The 16,532-nt window shown below is 65.9% G+C and carries 16 protein-coding genes and 1 pseudogene; 14 read left to right on the forward strand and 3 right to left on the reverse strand.

Features of this window, described 5'->3' with window-relative positions; translation table 11 throughout:
• Positions 1-99 precede the first annotated feature (99 nt).
• The 8 genes and pseudogenes from A9J21_RS05430 (at position 100) to A9J21_RS32215 (ending at position 7,407) form a co-directional block, all read left to right on the forward strand.
• On the forward strand, positions 100-1,626 hold the full coding sequence (locus A9J21_RS05430) for an acetyl-CoA hydrolase/transferase family protein (protein WP_066732697.1): 1,527 nt from the start codon (positions 100-102) through the stop codon (positions 1,624-1,626).
• 507 nt (positions 1,627-2,133) lie between these two features.
• Complete coding sequence (locus A9J21_RS32210; protein ID WP_082926239.1) at positions 2,134-2,406, forward strand: hypothetical protein; 273 nt, start codon at positions 2,134-2,136, stop codon at positions 2,404-2,406.
• Positions 2,407-2,415: 9 nt separating this feature from the next.
• Entirely contained in the window at positions 2,416-2,940 is a 525-nt protein-coding gene (locus A9J21_RS05435) for an AlpA family transcriptional regulator (RefSeq protein WP_066732698.1), read from the forward strand.
• A gap of 112 nt (positions 2,941-3,052) precedes the next feature.
• A complete protein-coding gene (locus A9J21_RS05440) occupies positions 3,053-4,012 on the forward strand; it encodes a patatin-like phospholipase family protein (protein WP_066732700.1) in 960 nt (319 codons plus the stop codon).
• Positions 3,996-4,835 carry an AraC family transcriptional regulator gene (locus tag A9J21_RS05445; RefSeq protein WP_066732702.1) on the forward strand — a complete coding sequence of 280 codons (840 nt, stop codon included), beginning with the start codon at positions 3,996-3,998 and terminating at the stop codon, positions 4,833-4,835. The genes A9J21_RS05440 and A9J21_RS05445 overlap by 17 nt, the downstream gene beginning before the upstream one ends.
• An 81-nt stretch (positions 4,836-4,916) precedes the next feature.
• Positions 4,917-5,314: pseudogene (locus A9J21_RS05450) on the forward strand (cupin domain-containing protein).
• A 210-nt stretch (positions 5,315-5,524) separates the two neighbouring features.
• Positions 5,525-5,899: a hypothetical protein gene (locus A9J21_RS05455; protein ID WP_066732704.1), complete on the forward strand. Its 375-nt coding sequence runs from the start codon at positions 5,525-5,527 to the stop codon at positions 5,897-5,899.
• Between the two features lie 224 nt (positions 5,900-6,123).
• Complete coding sequence (locus A9J21_RS32215) at positions 6,124-7,407, forward strand: BON domain-containing protein (protein ID WP_231906812.1); 1,284 nt, start codon at positions 6,124-6,126, stop codon at positions 7,405-7,407.
• Between the two features lie 92 nt (positions 7,408-7,499).
• Here A9J21_RS32215 and A9J21_RS05465 read toward each other — a convergent pair whose 3' ends face one another.
• Together A9J21_RS05465 and A9J21_RS05470 are read right to left on the reverse strand one after the other, a co-directional pair.
• Positions 7,500-9,443 carry a methyl-accepting chemotaxis protein gene (locus A9J21_RS05465; protein WP_304440965.1) on the reverse strand — a complete coding sequence of 648 codons (1,944 nt, stop codon included), beginning with the start codon at positions 9,441-9,443 and terminating at the stop codon, positions 7,500-7,502.
• A 227-nt stretch (positions 9,444-9,670) separates the two neighbouring features.
• The gene (locus tag A9J21_RS05470; protein ID WP_066732712.1) at positions 9,671-10,435 is read right to left on the reverse strand and encodes an SDR family NAD(P)-dependent oxidoreductase; all 765 of its coding nucleotides are present in this window, start codon (positions 10,433-10,435) and stop codon (positions 9,671-9,673) included.
• 161 nt (positions 10,436-10,596) lie between these two features.
• Between A9J21_RS05470 and A9J21_RS05475 the strand changes: the two genes are divergently transcribed.
• Positions 10,597-11,196 carry a TetR/AcrR family transcriptional regulator gene (locus A9J21_RS05475; protein WP_066732714.1) on the forward strand — a complete coding sequence of 200 codons (600 nt, stop codon included), beginning with the start codon at positions 10,597-10,599 and terminating at the stop codon, positions 11,194-11,196.
• A gap of 52 nt (positions 11,197-11,248) precedes the next feature.
• Positions 11,249-12,547 carry an MFS transporter gene (locus A9J21_RS05480; RefSeq protein WP_066732716.1) on the forward strand — a complete coding sequence of 433 codons (1,299 nt, stop codon included), beginning with the start codon at positions 11,249-11,251 and terminating at the stop codon, positions 12,545-12,547.
• A 25-nt stretch (positions 12,548-12,572) separates the two neighbouring features.
• Here the strand turns inward: A9J21_RS05480 and A9J21_RS05485 are convergent, their stop codons facing one another.
• On the reverse strand, positions 12,573-13,439 hold the full coding sequence (locus A9J21_RS05485; RefSeq protein WP_066732719.1) for a LysR family transcriptional regulator: 867 nt from the start codon (positions 13,437-13,439) through the stop codon (positions 12,573-12,575).
• A gap of 122 nt (positions 13,440-13,561) precedes the next feature.
• Here A9J21_RS05485 and A9J21_RS05490 point away from each other — a divergent pair, with 122 nt between their 5' ends.
• The 4 genes from A9J21_RS05490 to A9J21_RS05505 all read left to right on the forward strand — a co-directional run bounded on the left by A9J21_RS05490 (position 13,562) and on the right by A9J21_RS05505 (position 16,494).
• A complete protein-coding gene (locus A9J21_RS05490; RefSeq protein WP_066732721.1) occupies positions 13,562-13,984 on the forward strand; it encodes a VOC family protein in 423 nt (140 codons plus the stop codon).
• A 45-nt stretch (positions 13,985-14,029) separates the two neighbouring features.
• A complete protein-coding gene (locus A9J21_RS05495; RefSeq protein WP_066732723.1) occupies positions 14,030-14,725 on the forward strand; it encodes a fumarylacetoacetate hydrolase family protein in 696 nt (231 codons plus the stop codon).
• A 399-nt stretch (positions 14,726-15,124) separates the two neighbouring features.
• The gene (locus A9J21_RS05500) at positions 15,125-15,643 is read left to right on the forward strand and encodes a copper resistance protein CopQ (protein ID WP_066732725.1); all 519 of its coding nucleotides are present in this window, start codon (positions 15,125-15,127) and stop codon (positions 15,641-15,643) included.
• 245 nt (positions 15,644-15,888) lie between these two features.
• A complete protein-coding gene (locus tag A9J21_RS05505) occupies positions 15,889-16,494 on the forward strand; it encodes a TetR/AcrR family transcriptional regulator (RefSeq protein WP_066732727.1) in 606 nt (201 codons plus the stop codon).
• Positions 16,495-16,532 lie beyond the last annotated feature (38 nt).

Below are 16,532 nucleotides of genomic sequence, written 5' to 3' on the forward strand. Positions count from 1 at the left end.
GGTCGCTACACTGTGCTACGCGCCTCCAAGACGCACTGTCCGTCACGGACCCACGAGGCCCCTGGCGGAAGACCAGACAGCCCCCAGCAAGGAGACTAGATGTACCGCGATCGCATTCGCCTGGCCGCCCTCCAGGACCGGATCATGTCGGCCGATGAAGCCGCAAGCCTGATCCAGGACGGCATGACCGTCGGCATGAGCGGATTCACGCGTGCCGGCGACTGCAAGGCCGTTCCCGTCGCGCTGGCGCGCCGCGCCGCCACCGATCCGCTGCAGATCACGCTGATCACCGGCGCCTCGCTGGGGCACGACACCGACAAGATCCTGGCCGAAAGCAATGTGCTGGCGCGCCGGCTGCCGTTCCAGTCCGATGCCACGCTGCGCCGCAAGATCAACGGCGGCGAGGTCATGTTCATCGACCAGCATCTGGGCGAGACCGTCGAGATGCTGCGCAGCGGCCAGATCGGCCCGGTCGACGTTGCGGTCATCGAGGCCACTGCCATCACCGAGACGGGCGGCATCGTGCCCACCACCTCGGTCGGCAACTCGGCCAGCTTCGCCAGGATGGCGAAGCAGGTCATCATCGAGCTGAACCTGAACATGCCCAGCGGGCTGGAAGGCCTGCACGACATCGCCTTCCCGGTGCAGCGGCCATATCGCCAGCCGATTCCGCTGATAGCCGTGGAACAACGCATCGGCCTGCCCTACATCCCCGTGGACCCGTCGCGCATCGCGGCCATCGTCATCACGCAACGCGACGACAGCCCGTCGAACGCGCTGCCGCCCGATGCGGAGACAAACCAGATTGCCGGCCACCTGAACGCGCTGCTGGAACGCGAAGTGCGCGCCGGCCGCCTGTCGCCCACGCTGCAGCCGCTGCAGGCCGGCATCGGCACCATCGCCAACGCCGTATTGCACGGTCTGGCCGATTCGCCATTCCATGATCTGACGATGTACTCCGAGGTGCTGCAGGACAGCACCATCGCGCTGATCGATGCCGGCAAGATGCGCTTTGCGTCGGCGGCGTCGATGACGCTGTCCGCGCCGCTGTATCGCCGCGTGCTCGACAACATCGAGCACTACAAGAGCAAGCTCGTACTGCGTCCGCAGGAGATCAGCAACCACCCCGAGGTGCTGCGCCGCCTGGGCCTGATCACCATCAACACGGCGCTGGAATGCGACATCTACGGCAACGTCAACTCCACGCACGTGGGCGGCACGCACATGATGAACGGGATTGGCGGCTCCGGCGACTTCGCGCGCAATGCGTACCTGTCGGTCTTCGTCACGAAATCGGTGGCGAAGGACGGCAAGATCTCCAGCATCGTGCCGATGGTGACGCACGTGGACAACAGCGAGCATGACGTGGATATCCTCGTCACCGAGCATGGCCTGGCCGACCTGCGCGGCCTGGCACCACGCGAGCGGGCGCTGCAGGTCATCAACAACTGCACCGACCCGGCTTACCGCGACGGCCTGCTCGACTACTACCGCCGGGCCTGCCTGCGCGGCGGCCAGACGCCGCACGTGCTGGAAGAAGCGTTCGCCTGGCACACGCACTACCGCGACCACGGCACCATGCTGACGCAAGCCGGCAAGCCGGCGAACGAGCCACTGGCGGCCTGACCGGCATCCACCGCCGCGCGATTCCTCCATCAGGACCCGCACCATGCGTTGCGGGTCCGCCAGGAAGGCGCGTGATCCGGTGGTGCCCGGTTTCCTCATCGGCGATACGCTCCACGCCACTCGCCGAGCACCGATAGCTCCACGCCTGCGGATACGCCATCCGGATTGGCGAATGGGCAGCGATCAGGAACTGCGACCCATCGCGCACCAGGTCGTGCAACCGCGATATCACCGCGATATCACCGCGAGTTGCCGGGCCGGCGACAACGCCGCCGCCTCGGGTTCGTCGAGAATATCGAACCCCTGCCCCTGAAACCGCTCGGTTTGACTTCACTCCCGATGCACGGACGACTGCCGACACATGTTCGCGCGACTTTGTGTCTTTTGTGTCCAAATCGCCATTTTCCCGACGCTGAGTGTTAGCGTTTCTCCGTCGTGCTATTTATCAACCGTTTCGTGAATTGTCAGTTGACAACTCACGGACAGCCGCATAACGTGGGAGGCCTGATGGGTCGGGAAAGACATCCGAGAAAGGAAATCGAAGCCGCAGTCCAGTACGCGGAAGGCGAATTCTGGCGCTGCAAGCTGGGCGGGGCACATGCCTGGGGCAAGCTGTATTGCCCCTATCACTGCGCCACCTGCCGCTGCGGGGAATTCTGCATCGTGTCGATCTGGAGTACGCCGCGCAACCCGGAACTGCATGCCCGGTTCCTGCGGCGGGTGGTAGACCACTGTGCCATCCATCAGAGCCGCAAAGCGCCCCCTGGTGTCTCGCACTGACAGGACAAGATGGAATACAACTTCACCCTCAAATACCAGCTGTCCGATTCGGACAACGACCACGACGACGTGGTGGAGCGCCTTGGCGCCAGCGGCTGTGACGATGCGCTGGTCGGCATCGGCATTCCGGGGCGTATTGCACTAATGTTCGCGCGGGAGGCCGACACGGCCCATGGCGCCATCGTCAGCGCGCTGGCCGATGTCCGCCGCGCCGCTCCGGATGCGCGGCTGATCGAAGCTACGCCCGACTTCGTCGGCCTGACCGATGTGGCAGAGGCCATCGGGGTATCCCGGCAGAATATGCGCAAGCTGATGACCACCTACCCCGCGTCGTTTCCGCTGCCGGTACATGAAGGGTCCGCTTCGGTCTGGCACCTGGCGGACGTGCTGCGCTGGCTGGCCCAGCGTGGCAGCTATGACCTGGACCCCGCGCTGATCGACGTTGCCGAAGTCACGATGCAGGTGAACCTGGCGCGCAGCGCGACCCGCCTGGTACCGGAAATCCGGCAGCAACTCGAACCACTGGTCGCCTGACCGGTCATTTCTACCCTGCCGGCCCTTTTTGCCGGACGGGAAGTGGCCTATTCTCTCCACACGACAACCAGTTCAAGTCCCGACGGGCGATACCGCCCAGACCACAACGACCATGGAAAAGACTGCATTCGTGTTCGCCGGGGGCGGCAGTTTGGGCGCCATCGAAGTCGGCATGCTCCGCGAGCTGGTGAACTGGGGCCTCACACCAGACCTCGTGATCGGTGCATCCGCCGGCGCCATCAATAGTGCCTACTTCGCCAGCAATCCGCACCCGGAGGGCATTGCGAAGCTGGAAGGCCTGTGGCGCAGCATCACTCGGGCCGAGGTACTGCCGTGGTCATGGCGCAGCATGTTGGGCATGATCATGGGCAATCGGGGCCATCTGGTGGAGTCGATGGCGCTGAAACGGCTGCTCAAGCGCCATCTGGGCGACGCGCGCGTGGAGGCCGCGGCCCTGCCGCTGCACATCGTCGCCACCGACATGCATAGCGGCGCCGAGGTGGTGCTGTCGTCGGGCAGCATCGTCCAGGCCGTACTCGCCAGCGCGGCCATCCCGGGCGTGTTCCCACCCGTGGAGATCAACGGCCAGAAACTGATCGACGGCGGCGTTGCCAACAATACGCCCGTGTCGACGGCCATCCGGCTTGGCGCCACCCGCATCATCGTGTTGCCGGCAGGCTTTGCCTGCGCGGAACGGCGCCCGCCCAAGGGCGCGATCGAGCACGCGTTCAACGCGTTGTCACTACTGGTGGCGCGGCAACTGGTGCATGACCTGGAGCGTTGGGGCGCGCAAGCCCACATTGCCGTGGTGCCGCCGCTGTGCCCGCTCGATGTTTCGCCCTATGACTACAGCCGTTGCGGCGAGCTGATCGACCGCGCGGCAGCGGCCACGCTGGCCTGGCTGCGCGCCGACGGACTGTCGAGCCGCCGCGTGCCCGGTGCGCTGGAGCCGCATGAGCACAATGCCGAAAACCCGAGCTGCAGCGCCGACATCGGGCTGCCCGCGGCCGGCGCTCCGCATGCCCACCCCCATACACATGACCATTCGACCACGCATGGCGGCGCTCACTGACAAGCGCACCGCCCTGCCAGGGCCGCGCGACTGGGTGCAGCGCGACGCGTCGGCGCGCCAGATCGAGCGCATCGAGGCGTTCTTCGGCGGCCATGGCTATGACATGCACCGCCATGACACCTATGCCATCGGCTGCACGCTGTCGGGCGTCCAGAGCTTTTCCTATCGACGGCACATGGTCAATAGCCAGCCGGGCGGCACTATCGTGCTGCATCCGGACGAGCCGCACGACGGCCATGCCGGCACCGACGCCGGCTTCCGTTATCGGATGCTCTACATCGAGCCCGCGCTGATCCAGCACGTGCTGGGTGGCAGGCCGCTGCCGTTCGTGGCGGGCGGACGCTCCGATGATCCCAGGCTGTTCGCGGCGGCCGGCACGCTGCTGCGGGCCATGGACAGCGTCATGGAGCCCCTGGAAGAAGACGACGCGATCTTCGATCTGGCGCACGCGCTGGCTGCGGCTGCCGGTGCGCCGCGCGGACGCCACGCTGTGGACTACCACGGTGCCGAACTCGCCCGGGCCTGCCTGCTGGACAACCTGGAACGCGCTGTCACGCTCGACGAACTGGAACACGCCAGCGGCCGCGACCGCTGGAGCCTGTCGCGCGACTTCCGGGTGCTCTATGGCACCAGTCCGCATCGCTATCTGGTGATGCGCCGGCTGGACATGGTCAGGCGCCTCGCGGCAGCCGGGCAGTCGCTGGCCGATGCCGCCGCCTGCGCCGGGTTCACCGACCAGAGCCACATGACCCGACATTTCACGCGGGCGTTCGGGCATTCACCCGGCCGCTGGCTGCGCGCCTTGCGCGGCGGCGTGGCCTGAGCCTGCACGAACGTACAAGACCGTTCGTCGGCGCCGGCGCAGACTTGGCCGCCTGTCCATTGCGCCACAAGGAGCCCCGTCATGCAGTCAACGCCAGTCACCGCACCCACCTCTCGCGCCGCCAGCGCCATCAATTTCGCCCAGAAACTGGGCCTGTTCTCCGACCACTGGCAGCCGCGCGTCATTGCCGAATGAACGACTACCAGTTCAAGATCGTGAAGATCGAGGGCGAGTTCATCTGGCACCAGCATGCCGATACCGATGAGACGTTTATCGTGCTCGATGGCCGGTTGCGCATCGAGTTTCGCGACGGCCATGTGATCGTCAACGCTGGCGAAATGTATGTGGTGCCCAAGGGCGTCGAACACCGGCCGGTGGCGGAGGCGGAAGTCCGCATGCTGCTGATCGAGCCGCGCGGCGTGGTCAACACGGGAGACCAGGGCGGCGACCGCACCGCGCAGAACGATGTCTGGATCTGACCCGCGGTAGTTGGCATTTGCCCAACGATTCCCGACACAAGGTGTTGGGAAGACATAGCAGTTTCTCCGGTTTTTGCCGCCAGATGTGCCGCACGCCGTGCATCCTGCCCCCGTTTGCCGGTGGCATGTTCCCTGCAATCAGACGCATCGAGCGCGGCGCCGCGCCTCGACCCTGATCCGGAGCGTTTTGCTCCATCCCGGAGAACTGCCATGTTGATTCCGCCACAGTTGCGGCCGGGCGTCGTCGCGCCGCCTCGGCCAAGCCAAGCCCGCACCATCCGTTACCGGATTCGCGGCTTTGTCTTGCTGCTGCGCGTGATGCTGCTCTGCTTCCATACCGCCGCCCATGCCGACAAGGCGCTGCCCGCGCCAACGGCGCCTCACCCGGCGCCAGGTTTCCTGGAAGCCGTGGCCACGGACTATGCAAATAGCCATCCGTTCCATGCGGTAGAGGGCATCGCACCGGTTCGCGAGCCTCGCGCAGTGCCGGCCGAGCCGGCCCCGGTTCCGCAGACACCGGCCCCGGCCGCCCTCAATGTGTCGCCGCCCGCAGCCAGCAATATCCGCCGCGTGAACGCCCAGTGACCCGCCGCGCACCCGCTCCCGGCGTGCAGTCTTTACATGCAGCCTCGCAAGGCTTGCATGGGAACGGGACGGCTCACATGCCATGCCGGCGCCCGCTACGCCAGTCTGGGCAAGGCCGCCGCCCGACGGTACGAAACTTGCCAGTTTCCTGAAATATGGCCGGCGGTGCGACGCGGCATGCCGCATTGCACGCACGGCGATCCCGCAACCTTCAGGAGCGCAACATGGGCGACTACCACAGCGAGCGCAATCGCCGGAATACCCCCTGGCGAGCCGATGACCGACGCGACGATGATCTTGGCGACCCCTGGGACGATGAGCGCGGTTCACGCTGGCAGGATCAGGACTGGCAACCCGAATCGTCTGGCGACAACTGGGACGATGCAAGGCGGCGCCAGCGGCTGACTCCGGGTCAGCTAAGCGAGGGCGGGCCTGCGCCGTCAGGCTATCGCGGCAGGGACGACCAGGGCAGCGATCTGCGGTACGGGCTGAACGGTGGCTATGGCACATCCCCGGACGACGACCAGGACTGGCGCCAGCGAGAGCAATACAGCAGCCGCCAATACGCCAGCGAATATGGCGACTACGGCGATCTGGGCGACGAGCACCGCCGCACCGACTACGGCGTGCAACGCCGTCAGGGCGAGTTCGGCCAATACGGCTCCGGCGGCGACGATCGCCGATTCAGCGACCGGGGAGACCGTGACGACCGGGGCGGATCGGACGACTTCGGCCGCCGCGACGACTGGCGCCGCAGCCGGCAGGGCGGCGGCAACCGGGGCGCGGGCGAACGCCGGGACGAACACGGTTTCGGAAACGCCGACCAGGCCTGGCTGCGCGCTGCGGAACGGCGCGCCCCCGCGTATCGGGGCCAGGGCGGTGGGCAAGGCAGGGGTCGGGGCGGCGCCCACACGGCCTACTTCAACGATCTGCGCAGCGATACGCGTTACTGGACAGAGCCGCGCGACGAATGGGGCGAGAGCCGCCCGCCCTACCACGCGCAGCGCTACGGGCGCGACTACATGGGCTCCAGCGCTGGCTCCAGCGGTTATGACGAGGAATTGGGCTATTCGTCATCGCGGCGCGAATCGGGCGGACGCTGGCGCGACGAGTGGCACGAGCATGACGAGAACCGCGAAGAGGACCACGGCGCGCTCTATCACCTCGGCCACCGTATCGGCCAGGCGATGAGCGACTGGTTCGGCCCCGGCGCCGTGGAAAAACGCACGGGCCCGCGCGGCTACACGCGCACGGACGAACGCATCCGCGACGAGATCTGCGAACGGCTGACCTTTACCACCGGCATCGACGTGCGCGAGGTATCGGTCGAGGTCGACAAGGGCAAGGTCACGCTCGGCGGCACCGTGCACACACGCGGCCAGAAATACGATATCGAGGACCTGGCCGACAACACGTTCGGCGTGACCGAGGTGGAAAACAATATCCGCGTGCAACGGCAGGAAGTGGATTCCGCCGTCACCGGGGCCGGCGGCTTCAACGGCTGGTAACCCGCTGGCAGGGCCGGCATCCGGGCCTGCCCAGCCGTACAGGAACGCCCCCGCTGCGAAGCGGGGGCGTTCTTTTTGCAGCTTTTTTCAACCTACGCCGCCAGCCGGAACACGCTGACCGTCTGCTCCATGCGCTCGGCCTGTTCCTGCAGGGCCCGGGCCGCCGCCGCGGCTTCTTCCACCAGCGCGGCATTCTGCTGCGTGACCTGGTCCATCTGGGTCACGGCCTGATTCACCTGCGCAATGCCGCCGCTCTGTTCGTGCGACGCGCGGCTGATCTCGTCCATCATCGCCGTCACCCGCTGCACTGCCGTCACCACCTCGTTCATGGTGGTCGCGGTGTCCACAGCCAGCGCCGTGCCGTCGGCCACACGGCCGGCCGACTGTGAAATCAGCGTGCGGATCTCCTTGGCCGAATTGGCGGCGCGCTGGGCCAGCGTACGCACCTCGCCCGCCACCACGGCAAAGCCGCGCCCGGCCTCGCCGGCACGCGCCGCTTCCACGGCCGCGTTGAGCGCCAGGATATTGGTCTGGAACGCGATGCTGTCGATCACCGCAATGATGTCGACGATCCGGCGTGAGTCGGCCTCGATCTCGCTCATGGTCTGGCGCATGCGGCCCACCGACTCGCCGCCCGCCACGGCAATGCCGGCGGCTTCGGCTGCCAGCGTGCTGGCCTGGCTGGCGTTGCCGGCGTTCTGCTGCACGATCGACGTCAATTCCTCCATGCTGGCGGCGGTCTGTTCCAGCGACGACGCCTGCGCCTCGGTGCGCTGCGACAGGTCGGCATTGCCTTGCGCGATCTGTCCTGCCGCCACCAGCACGTTCTGCGCGCTGTCACGCGTATCGCCGATGATGCCGCGCCATGCCTCCACCAGCGTCATCAGGTGGCGCTTGACGTCGCTCAGTTCGTCGCGGCCCCGCGCTTCGATATGTACGCCCAGGTCGCCGTCGTTGATGCGTGTCACCAGTTCCGCCACATCGCGCACGTCATCGCGCATGCCACGGCTGAAGCCGGCAAACAGATAGAGCGCGCCGCCCACCGTCAGCAGCGCAATGGCCACCAGCACGGCAAGCTTGCGCTGCTCGGTGGCCACGCGCTGCGCGAGCATGGCACCCGACAGGGCCGTGAACTCGCGGCTGGCCGCCGACACGGCCTCGATCGCCGCCGTGCCCTCGGCAAAGTACGCCTTGGCATCGATCGTGATCCCAGCCGACCCCAGCATGCTGACCTTGAGCGTGCGATAGAAGTTGTCCACGGCCGCCAGTTGCTTCATCGCCGCGTCCACGCGGGCCTGATACTGCGGCGCGGCGCGCTCCACACGTGCCATGTCACGGCGCGCGGATTCCAGCCCGTCCAGGATCTGGTCGGCCAGCGCAGCCAGGTCGGCCTGCTGCGCGGCGTCGGAATAGCCGCCCTGGGCGATGATGCCGGCGCCCCGGCCACGCGCCAGCGCGCTGACTTCGGCCAGCTTGGGCATCGGGCCCACGGTCAGGTTGATCAGGTAGTAGGAGCCGGCCTCCGGATCGAGGGCCAGCGACGAATGGTCGGCCACGTCGCCAATAAACAGACGTGTCTGCCTGACCAGCGCCGTATGGCGCTCGAACAGCGGCGCGGCAGGCGTGTCCAGTCCGAGCTTGCGGATCTGCTGCCACGACTCGTCCAGCTTCCGCACGTCGGGCACGATGGCAAACGATTCGATCGCGCCGGATTCGCCCAGCAGGCTTGCCAGATGCTGCGCGGCCTTGCCATCGGCCGCCTCGAAGGTGGGCCGGAAGCCGGTATTGCCGAGCAGCACGCCATTGGCCGCGCCACGGCGTACCTGCGTTTCGCGCATGAAGTCCAGCGCAATGCCAACGAGCTTGAGGCCGCGCTGTTCATCCTGCGTGTCGCGGATCGACTGCACAGACTGGTGCAGCACCGCGAACAGCGCCCCACACAGCGGGATCAGGAACAGTACGGACAGCAGCACCAGCTTGCGCGTGATGGTCAGGCGGGACATCAACCGGGTGGCGGGGGTCAGGAATGCGGTCACGATCGTCCTAGTTTTGGAGGGTCTCATTGCCCGCTGTAACGGCTTCAATTCCTGGGAATAAAGCCATTTTTCCCGCTATTTCGCTGATTATTTGATATCGCACAAATGCAGTGCGATCGGCGCACAACGCCAGTGCCGCGCGCACAAAAAACGCACGGCCAAACTGCACATTTCATGCAGCCGGCCGCGCGCAGGTGCGCTGCTGAACGGACGCGATCTTCGCGGACTTACGCCGTGGCGCCGCCGTCCAGGCCAATGGTCTGACCCGAGATATAGCGGCCTGCCGGCGATGCCAGCAGCACCGCCAGACCGGCCACGTCGCTGGCCTCGGCGATACGGCGCATCGGGATATTGGCCGACAGCGCCTTTTCGCGTTCCGGGTCGCCCCACAGCGCGTCGCGCGAGAAATCGGTACGCACCGGGCCCGGATTGATGCTGTTGACGTTGATGTTGTACTGACCCAGCGTCTGCGCCAGGTTGCGCATCGCCAGGTCGGTGGCGCCCTTCGAGATGCTGTACAGCGCCAGCATGGCCGAGCCGCGCCGCGCGGCAATGCTCGACATGAAGATGATCGAACCGTCCTTGCGCTCGATCATCTGCGGCGCCAGCGCGTTCACCAGCACCAGGTTGCCACGCACGTTGCCGGCCATCACCTCGTCGAACATCTCCGGCCCCTGCCCCAGCATCGAGCCCACCGCCGTGCTGCCCGCGGCGTTCAGCACCAGTGCGTCCACGCGGCCGAATCTGGTCAGCACCTGATCGGCAAAGGCGCGCACGCTGTCGATGCTGACGATGTCGCAGGCAATACCGGTGGCGTCGATGCCCTGGTCGCGCAAGCCGGCTGCGACCTTTTCCGACACAGCCGCATCGCGGCCCGACACCACCACGCGGGCACCGGCCTGGCCCAGCGCGCGGGCCATTTCCAGGCCCATGCCCTTGGTGGAGCCGGTGACGACCGCAACGCGGCCAGACATATCGAACAGTTTGAACATGACAGGTTCTCCTATGGGATGAGGAACGGGGTGCAACACTTCGATCACAGGCCGCCCGCTACCTTTTTGCATGACGACCAACATTTATTGAATAAAGTATGGACATCATCTAAACTCGGGTCAAGCAGCTTTTCCGGAAATTCGACAGAGGGGATATCGACATGGCACGCGCATCACGGGCAGTCGCCGATCAGCATAGGGCAGCCATCGAGGAAGCGTCGGCACGCCTGTTTCGCGTGCACGGCCTGCATGGCGTGTCCGTTGCGCAGGTCATGGCCGACGCCGGGCTCACGCACGGCGGCTTCTATGGCCATTTTTCGTCCAAGGACGAACTGGCCGCCGTGGGTTGCGCGCGGGCATTCAACGATTCGGCGGTGCGCTGGGAACAACGCATCGCCCAGGCAGGCGGCGATCGCCAGGCCGCCCGTCGCAACCTGGTGGAGCAGTATCTGAGCGAAGTGCATCGCGATACACCCGAACACGGTTGCCCGGCATCGGCGCTGGTTGGCGACGTGGCGCGCGAACCGGCCGGCAAGCCCGTGCGAGGCGCGTATCTGGACGGCATCAAGCAGTTGCTGTGCGCCTGGCAGCAAATCGCCCCGGACGAACGCGACGGAGACCGCACCGCCCTGCTCGAAATGGCGACGCTGGTCGGCGCCATCACGCTCGCACGCGCCACGGCCGGCGATGCCATTTCCGACGACATCCTTGCCGCGGCCCGCACGTGGCTGCTGACCACCGAAGACGTCGTGCCGGCCTGAGAGGGCCCCGGCATCACCCCTTTTCCTACCTCATCGCCCCCAACGGAGCCCCATGTTTGCGCAAGCCCTATCGAGCCGGCTGGACCGGCGCGGCATTCACTACGCGTGGATCGTCGCCGCCATCACGTTCTGCGTGATGCTGACCACTTCCGCCGCGCTCGGCCTGCCCGGCGCCTTCCTGAAGCCGCTGACCACCGAGATGGGCTGGAGCACCGACCAGGTGTCGTCGATCCTGGCCTTCCGCTTTGCATTGTTCGGACTGATGGCGCCGTTCTCGGCCATCCTGATGGAGCGTTTCGGCGTGCGTAACGTGGTCTGCGCGGCGCTGGCGCTGATTGCGGGCGGCATGGCGCTTGCCACGGTATCCACGCAGATCTGGCAACTGTTCCTGGCCTGGGGCCTGATGCTGGGCGTCGGCTCGGGGCTGACCGCCATGGTGCTGGCCGCGCTGGTCGCCAACCGCTGGTTCACGGCGCGGCGCGGACTGGTGATTGGCGTGCTGACTGCCAGTTCGGCCACCGGGCAACTGGCCTTCCTGCCCGTTGCAGCCTGGCTGATCGAGCATATGGGCTGGCGCGTGGCGGTGCTGCCTGTGCTGGCCGCCTGTGGCGCGCTGGCGGTGGTGGTGCTGGGCTTCATGCGCGGCCGCCCGTCCGACGTGGGCCTGGCACCTTATGGCGAAGTGCCGGGGGCGGTTGCCGTGGCAGCGGCACCTGCCGCGCCGTTGTCGTGGGCCGGGCCATTCGTGGTGCTGCGCGACGCCGCGCGTACGCAGACGTTCTGGATCCTGGCCGGCACGTTCTTTATCTGCGGCCTGTCGACCAACGGACTGATCCAGACCCACTTTATCTCGCTATGCGCGGACTTCGGCATGTCCGCCGTACCAGCCGCCTCGGCGCTGGCAATGATGGGCGCATTCGACTTCGTCGGCACCATCATGTCCGGCTGGCTCTCGGATCGGTATGACAGCCGCAAGCTGCTGTTCTGGTACTACGCGCTGCGCGGGCTGTCGCTGTTCTGGCTGCCGCACTCGGAATTCACGCTCTATGGCCTGTCCGTGTTTGCGATGTTCTACGGCCTGGACTGGATCGCCACGGTGCCACCCACCATCAAGCTGGCCGGCAGCACGTTCGGCCGCGAGCGCGCGCCGATGGTGTTTGGCTGGATCTTCGCGGCGCACCAGATCGGCGCGGCTACGGCGGCCTTTGGCGCCGGGCTGTCGCGCACGCTGTGGCTGACGTATTCCCCGGCGCTCTACGTTGCCGGCAGCGCCTGCCTGGTGGCTGCCCTGCTGGCGCTGATGGTGCGCCGCAAGGCCCCCGAAGCCACGCCCCAGCCTGCGCGGGCCTGAGGCATCCCCCTCTGCCCCTTGTCCCTCAGCGTTCGCGGCTGGCCGCCACGAACGCATCGATCAAGGCGGCGGCCGACGCCCGTTTGAGCGCCGACTGCCGCACCAGCACACCGATCTCGCGATACAGCGGCTGGCCCGGCATCGGCACCTCCTTGATGTGCGGGGTCTGCCGCAACGGCACCAGCGCCGACGGAATGATCGCGCAGCCCAGCCCCTCGCTCACCATCTGCAGGATCACGGCGGGCTCGTCCAGCTCCATGCCCTCGCGCACCCATAGCCGGTGCCGCCGCAGGTAGCGATCCACCAGCTGCCCACCCGTGGAATGGCGGTTGTAGCGGATGAATGGCACGTTTTCCAGCAATGCCTTCAGGTTGTCTGGGGCGTCGGGCGGCGCCACGGCAACAAAGCGTTCGTGGATCAGCGGCACCCATTTCAGTTCTGGTGGAATGCCCAGACGCGGCTTCACCAGCACGGCGATATCAAGTTCCCGGGCATCCACCTGGGTCAGCAGCTGGGTCGACATGCCCGGCACGATGTTCACATGGGTGTCCGGATGCGCCACGCGGAAGCGCTGCATCGCCTGCGGCAGCAGGCTCGATTGCACGGTGGACACGGCGCCCAGGTCCAGCGGCGCCATGTCGCGCTGCGCCCGCGCACCTTTCATCGATTCGTAAATGCCGACGATACGCGCGGCATCGTCCAGCATCTGCCGGCCTTCGTCACTCAACGCCACCGATTTGCCCGAGCGGTCGAACAACGTGCAACCCAGATCCTCCTCCAGGCGGCGGATCTGGGTGCTGACGGCGGATTGCGTCAGGCCGAGCCGCGTGCCGGCGGCGGAAAACGAGCCGGTTTCGGCGGCCACGAGGAAGGTCTTGAAATAGCGCAGCAAGGGTCGATTCAAGCATCGAAATTTTCGATACTTAGTCAAAAAATGATTCGTTTCATATTACGAGTTCTGCTGATTACAATCAACGGCACACCCCACAACCGCCCTGCAAAAGAGTCACAGCGATGAGCGCCACGCCCCTGTTCCACCTTGCCTTTCCGGTTCACGATCTTGCCGCCGCACGTCAGTTCTACGGCGATCTGCTGGGTTGCCCCGAAGGCCGCAGTTCCGACGCCTGGATCGATTTCAACTTCTACGGCCACCAGGTAGTGGCGCATCTGTCGCCGGATGAATGCGGCCACCGCGCCACCAGCGCCGTGGACGGCGACGACGTGCCGGTGCGCCATTTCGGCGCGATCCTGCCCATGGCCGAATGGGAGCGCCTGGCCGACAAGCTGCGCGGCGCCGGCACGAAGTTCGTGATCGAGCCGCATGTGCGCTTCAAGGGCCAGGTGGGCGAGCAGGCCACGATGTTCTTCCTGGACCCATCGGGCAACGCGCTCGAATTCAAGGCGTTCGGCGACCTGAGCCAGGTGTTTGCGAAGTAATCCCGCGTAGCAATCCACCCTACCTATATAGAGACAGAGCGAGACATGACCGATTTCGTGATCCAACCTGCGCCGCAGGCCAGCGTAGCCGTCGCCGGCAGCCAGGCCCGTTTTCCGATCCGCCGCGTGTTCTGCGTGGGCCGCAATTACGCGGCGCATGCGCGAGAGATGGGCAAGGACCCCGACCGCGAGCCGCCGTTCTTCTTCACGAAGCCGGCTGACGCCGTGGTGGCCGCCGAGGGCACCGTGCCCTATCCGCCGCTGACCGAAAACCTGCATCACGAGATCGAGCTTGTCGTGGCAATCGGCAAGGCTGGCGCCAACGTCAAGCCCGAACAGGCGCTGGACCTGGTGTGGGGCTATGGCGTGGGCGTCGACATGACGCGCCGCGACCTGCAGGACGTTGCCAAGAAGATGAGCCGTCCGTGGGACTGGTCGAAGTCGTTCGACGCGTCGGGCCCGTGCGGCCCGCTGCAGCCGGCGTCGGCAATCGGCCATCCGGCCAAGGGCGCCATCTGGCTCAAGGTCAATGGCGAAACGCGCCAGCAAGGCGATCTGACCGAGCTGATCTGGCCCGTGGCCGATGTCATCGCCTATATCTCCGAGGCCATGACGCTGCAGCCCGGCGACCTGATCTTCACCGGCACCCCGGCGGGCGTGGGCGCACTGAACCCGGGTGACGCCGTAACGGCGGGCGTGGAAGGTGTCGGCGAGATCGCTTTCACAATCGGCAAGCGCTAAGCCTGCCCTTGCGGTTGCACAAGGCGGTGATGCCCCGGCGAGGGGCGTCACCGCTTTTTTTCGTTTAAATTCAGTGAATTAGGGCCTCAACGGGCCTTGCCTAGAGCAAACCCTCCACCTGACACATCGGAATTTCTTCAAATTCTCCTTGCCTATCTATCTAGTAGTAGATACTATTCGAGCCATGGACGACGCAACGCAGCAAACACGCAAAGCAGCGAAGCCGAATCCAAGCATCACAAGTTTGTTTGTCAGTACCGGAAGCGGTCTTTTTTTTAGCGCAGCGTATCTATCTAGCAGTAGATAGCAGTAGCAAAAGAAGACGCTGATTCGCAGCACAGACATCGGCCAGCGATCCACACACAAACCGAGATCGCCTGCCTTGCAAAGGAGAGCATCATGAACGCCAAGACCATCGTTACCGCCGCCGCCCTCGCCGCCGCTTTTGTCACCGGCGCTGTCCAGGCCGCCCCCGCCGCCCAGAAGGCTGGCGAAGTCTACGGTTACAGCTACCGCGTGCAGGACCAGCGCAACGCCTTCACGGACGGTGCGCGCCAGGGCAAGTTCGATTCGTTCAGCGAAGGTGCCCGCATCGGTAACCGCGACGCCTTCACGGACGGTGCCCGCGTGACCAACCGTGACGGCCTGGTTGCCAGCATCAACGGCCGCCGTGACGTCTACACCGACGGTGCCCGCGTGACGAACCGCGACGGCCTGGTTGCCAGCATCGGCAGCCGCGACGTCTACACCGATGGTGCCCGCGTCGGCAAGGCCGACCCGTTCACCGACGGCGCCAAGATCGGCAAGTTCGACCCGTACACCGACGGTGCCCGCACGGTCGCCGGCCTGGATCGCACGGGTGTCTCGGCTGAACCGTCGCGCAGCTTCGACGTGTACACCGACGGCGCACTCGCCTGATTCCCGCAACGGCCGTGACCCGGTAGCCAAGCCGGGCCGCGGCCGGAAACAGATACCTGGAGTTTCATCATGACCTTGCGTGACACAGCCCTGATCCTGGGCGGCTGGGTGGTGCTCTGCCTCACCAGCGGCGCAGTCCTCTCGCTGGTTGCGCAGTCGCTGTCCGTCTGACCCAGGACATCCTGGCGAAGACAGAAGGGCGAACAACCGGAGGGTCCACCGCCACAAAGGCGCGGACAGCAGACATGAAAACGCATACCGTACGCGATCAATTGCTCGAGCACGCCTCCGTGCTGATCCGGCAACGGGGCTACAACGGTTTCAGCTACCGCGACCTCGCGGAGCTGGTGGGCGTGAAGACATCGAGCATCCACTACTACTTCCCGGCCAAGGACGACCTGGTGCTGGAAGTGGTGCGCCTGTACCGTGAGCGCTCGAAGGCACGGCTGGCGGCCATCGACACCTCGCTGCCGCTGATCGAGCAGGCCGAGCGATATGTTGGGCCGCTGCGCAACGACATCGAGCTGAACCAGATCTGCCTGGCCGGCATGTTGTCCGCCGAGGTGCTGGCACTGCCCGATGCGATCCGCAGCTACCTGCAGGCGCATTTCCAGGCCAACGAAACCTGGATTACCAACCTGCTGCACCGCGCCGAAGCCGAACGGGGCCAGCCGTATCCGGTGCCGCCGCAGTTGCTGGCGAAGGTGCTGTATGGCGCGATCCAGAACGGCATCATCACCGCGCGGATGTCGGGTTCGAGCGACCGGCTGGACGCCGCTGCCGACATGCTGCTGGGTGCCGTGCGCGGTTCGATGTGCGCGGTGACCGAGCACGAACCGGCCATGGCCTGAATGGCCTGAATGGCCTGAATGGCCTGAACAATTTCTGG

Origin of the sequence: Cupriavidus sp. D384 (genome assembly GCF_001652915.1) — a bacterium.
Classification (GTDB): Bacteria; Pseudomonadota; Gammaproteobacteria; order Burkholderiales; family Burkholderiaceae; genus Cupriavidus.

Excerpts from the sequence above, each read along its gene's own strand:
- A9J21_RS05430 (WP_066732697.1), top strand. The coding sequence starts at position 100 with ATGTACCGCGATCGCATTCGCCTGGCCGCCCTCCAGGACCGGATCATG.
- A9J21_RS32210 (WP_082926239.1), top strand. The coding sequence starts at position 2,134 with ATGGGTCGGGAAAGACATCCGAGAAAGGAAATCGAAGCCGCAGTCCAG.
- A9J21_RS05435 (WP_066732698.1), top strand. The coding sequence starts at position 2,416 with ATGGAATACAACTTCACCCTCAAATACCAGCTGTCCGATTCGGACAAC.
- A9J21_RS05440 (WP_066732700.1), top strand. The coding sequence starts at position 3,053 with ATGGAAAAGACTGCATTCGTGTTCGCCGGGGGCGGCAGTTTGGGCGCC.
- A9J21_RS05445 (WP_066732702.1), top strand. The coding sequence starts at position 3,996 with ATGGCGGCGCTCACTGACAAGCGCACCGCCCTGCCAGGGCCGCGCGAC.
- A9J21_RS05455 (WP_066732704.1), top strand. The coding sequence starts at position 5,525 with ATGTTGATTCCGCCACAGTTGCGGCCGGGCGTCGTCGCGCCGCCTCGG.
- A9J21_RS32215 (WP_231906812.1), top strand. The coding sequence starts at position 6,124 with ATGGGCGACTACCACAGCGAGCGCAATCGCCGGAATACCCCCTGGCGA.
- A9J21_RS05470 (WP_066732712.1), bottom strand. The coding sequence starts at position 10,435 with ATGTTCAAACTGTTCGATATGTCTGGCCGCGTTGCGGTCGTCACCGGC.
- A9J21_RS05475 (WP_066732714.1), top strand. The coding sequence starts at position 10,597 with ATGGCACGCGCATCACGGGCAGTCGCCGATCAGCATAGGGCAGCCATC.
- A9J21_RS05480 (WP_066732716.1), top strand. The coding sequence starts at position 11,249 with ATGTTTGCGCAAGCCCTATCGAGCCGGCTGGACCGGCGCGGCATTCAC.
- A9J21_RS05490 (WP_066732721.1), top strand. The coding sequence starts at position 13,562 with ATGAGCGCCACGCCCCTGTTCCACCTTGCCTTTCCGGTTCACGATCTT.
- A9J21_RS05495 (WP_066732723.1), top strand. The coding sequence starts at position 14,030 with ATGACCGATTTCGTGATCCAACCTGCGCCGCAGGCCAGCGTAGCCGTC.
- A9J21_RS05500 (WP_066732725.1), top strand. The coding sequence starts at position 15,125 with ATGAACGCCAAGACCATCGTTACCGCCGCCGCCCTCGCCGCCGCTTTT.
- A9J21_RS05505 (WP_066732727.1), top strand. The coding sequence starts at position 15,889 with ATGAAAACGCATACCGTACGCGATCAATTGCTCGAGCACGCCTCCGTG.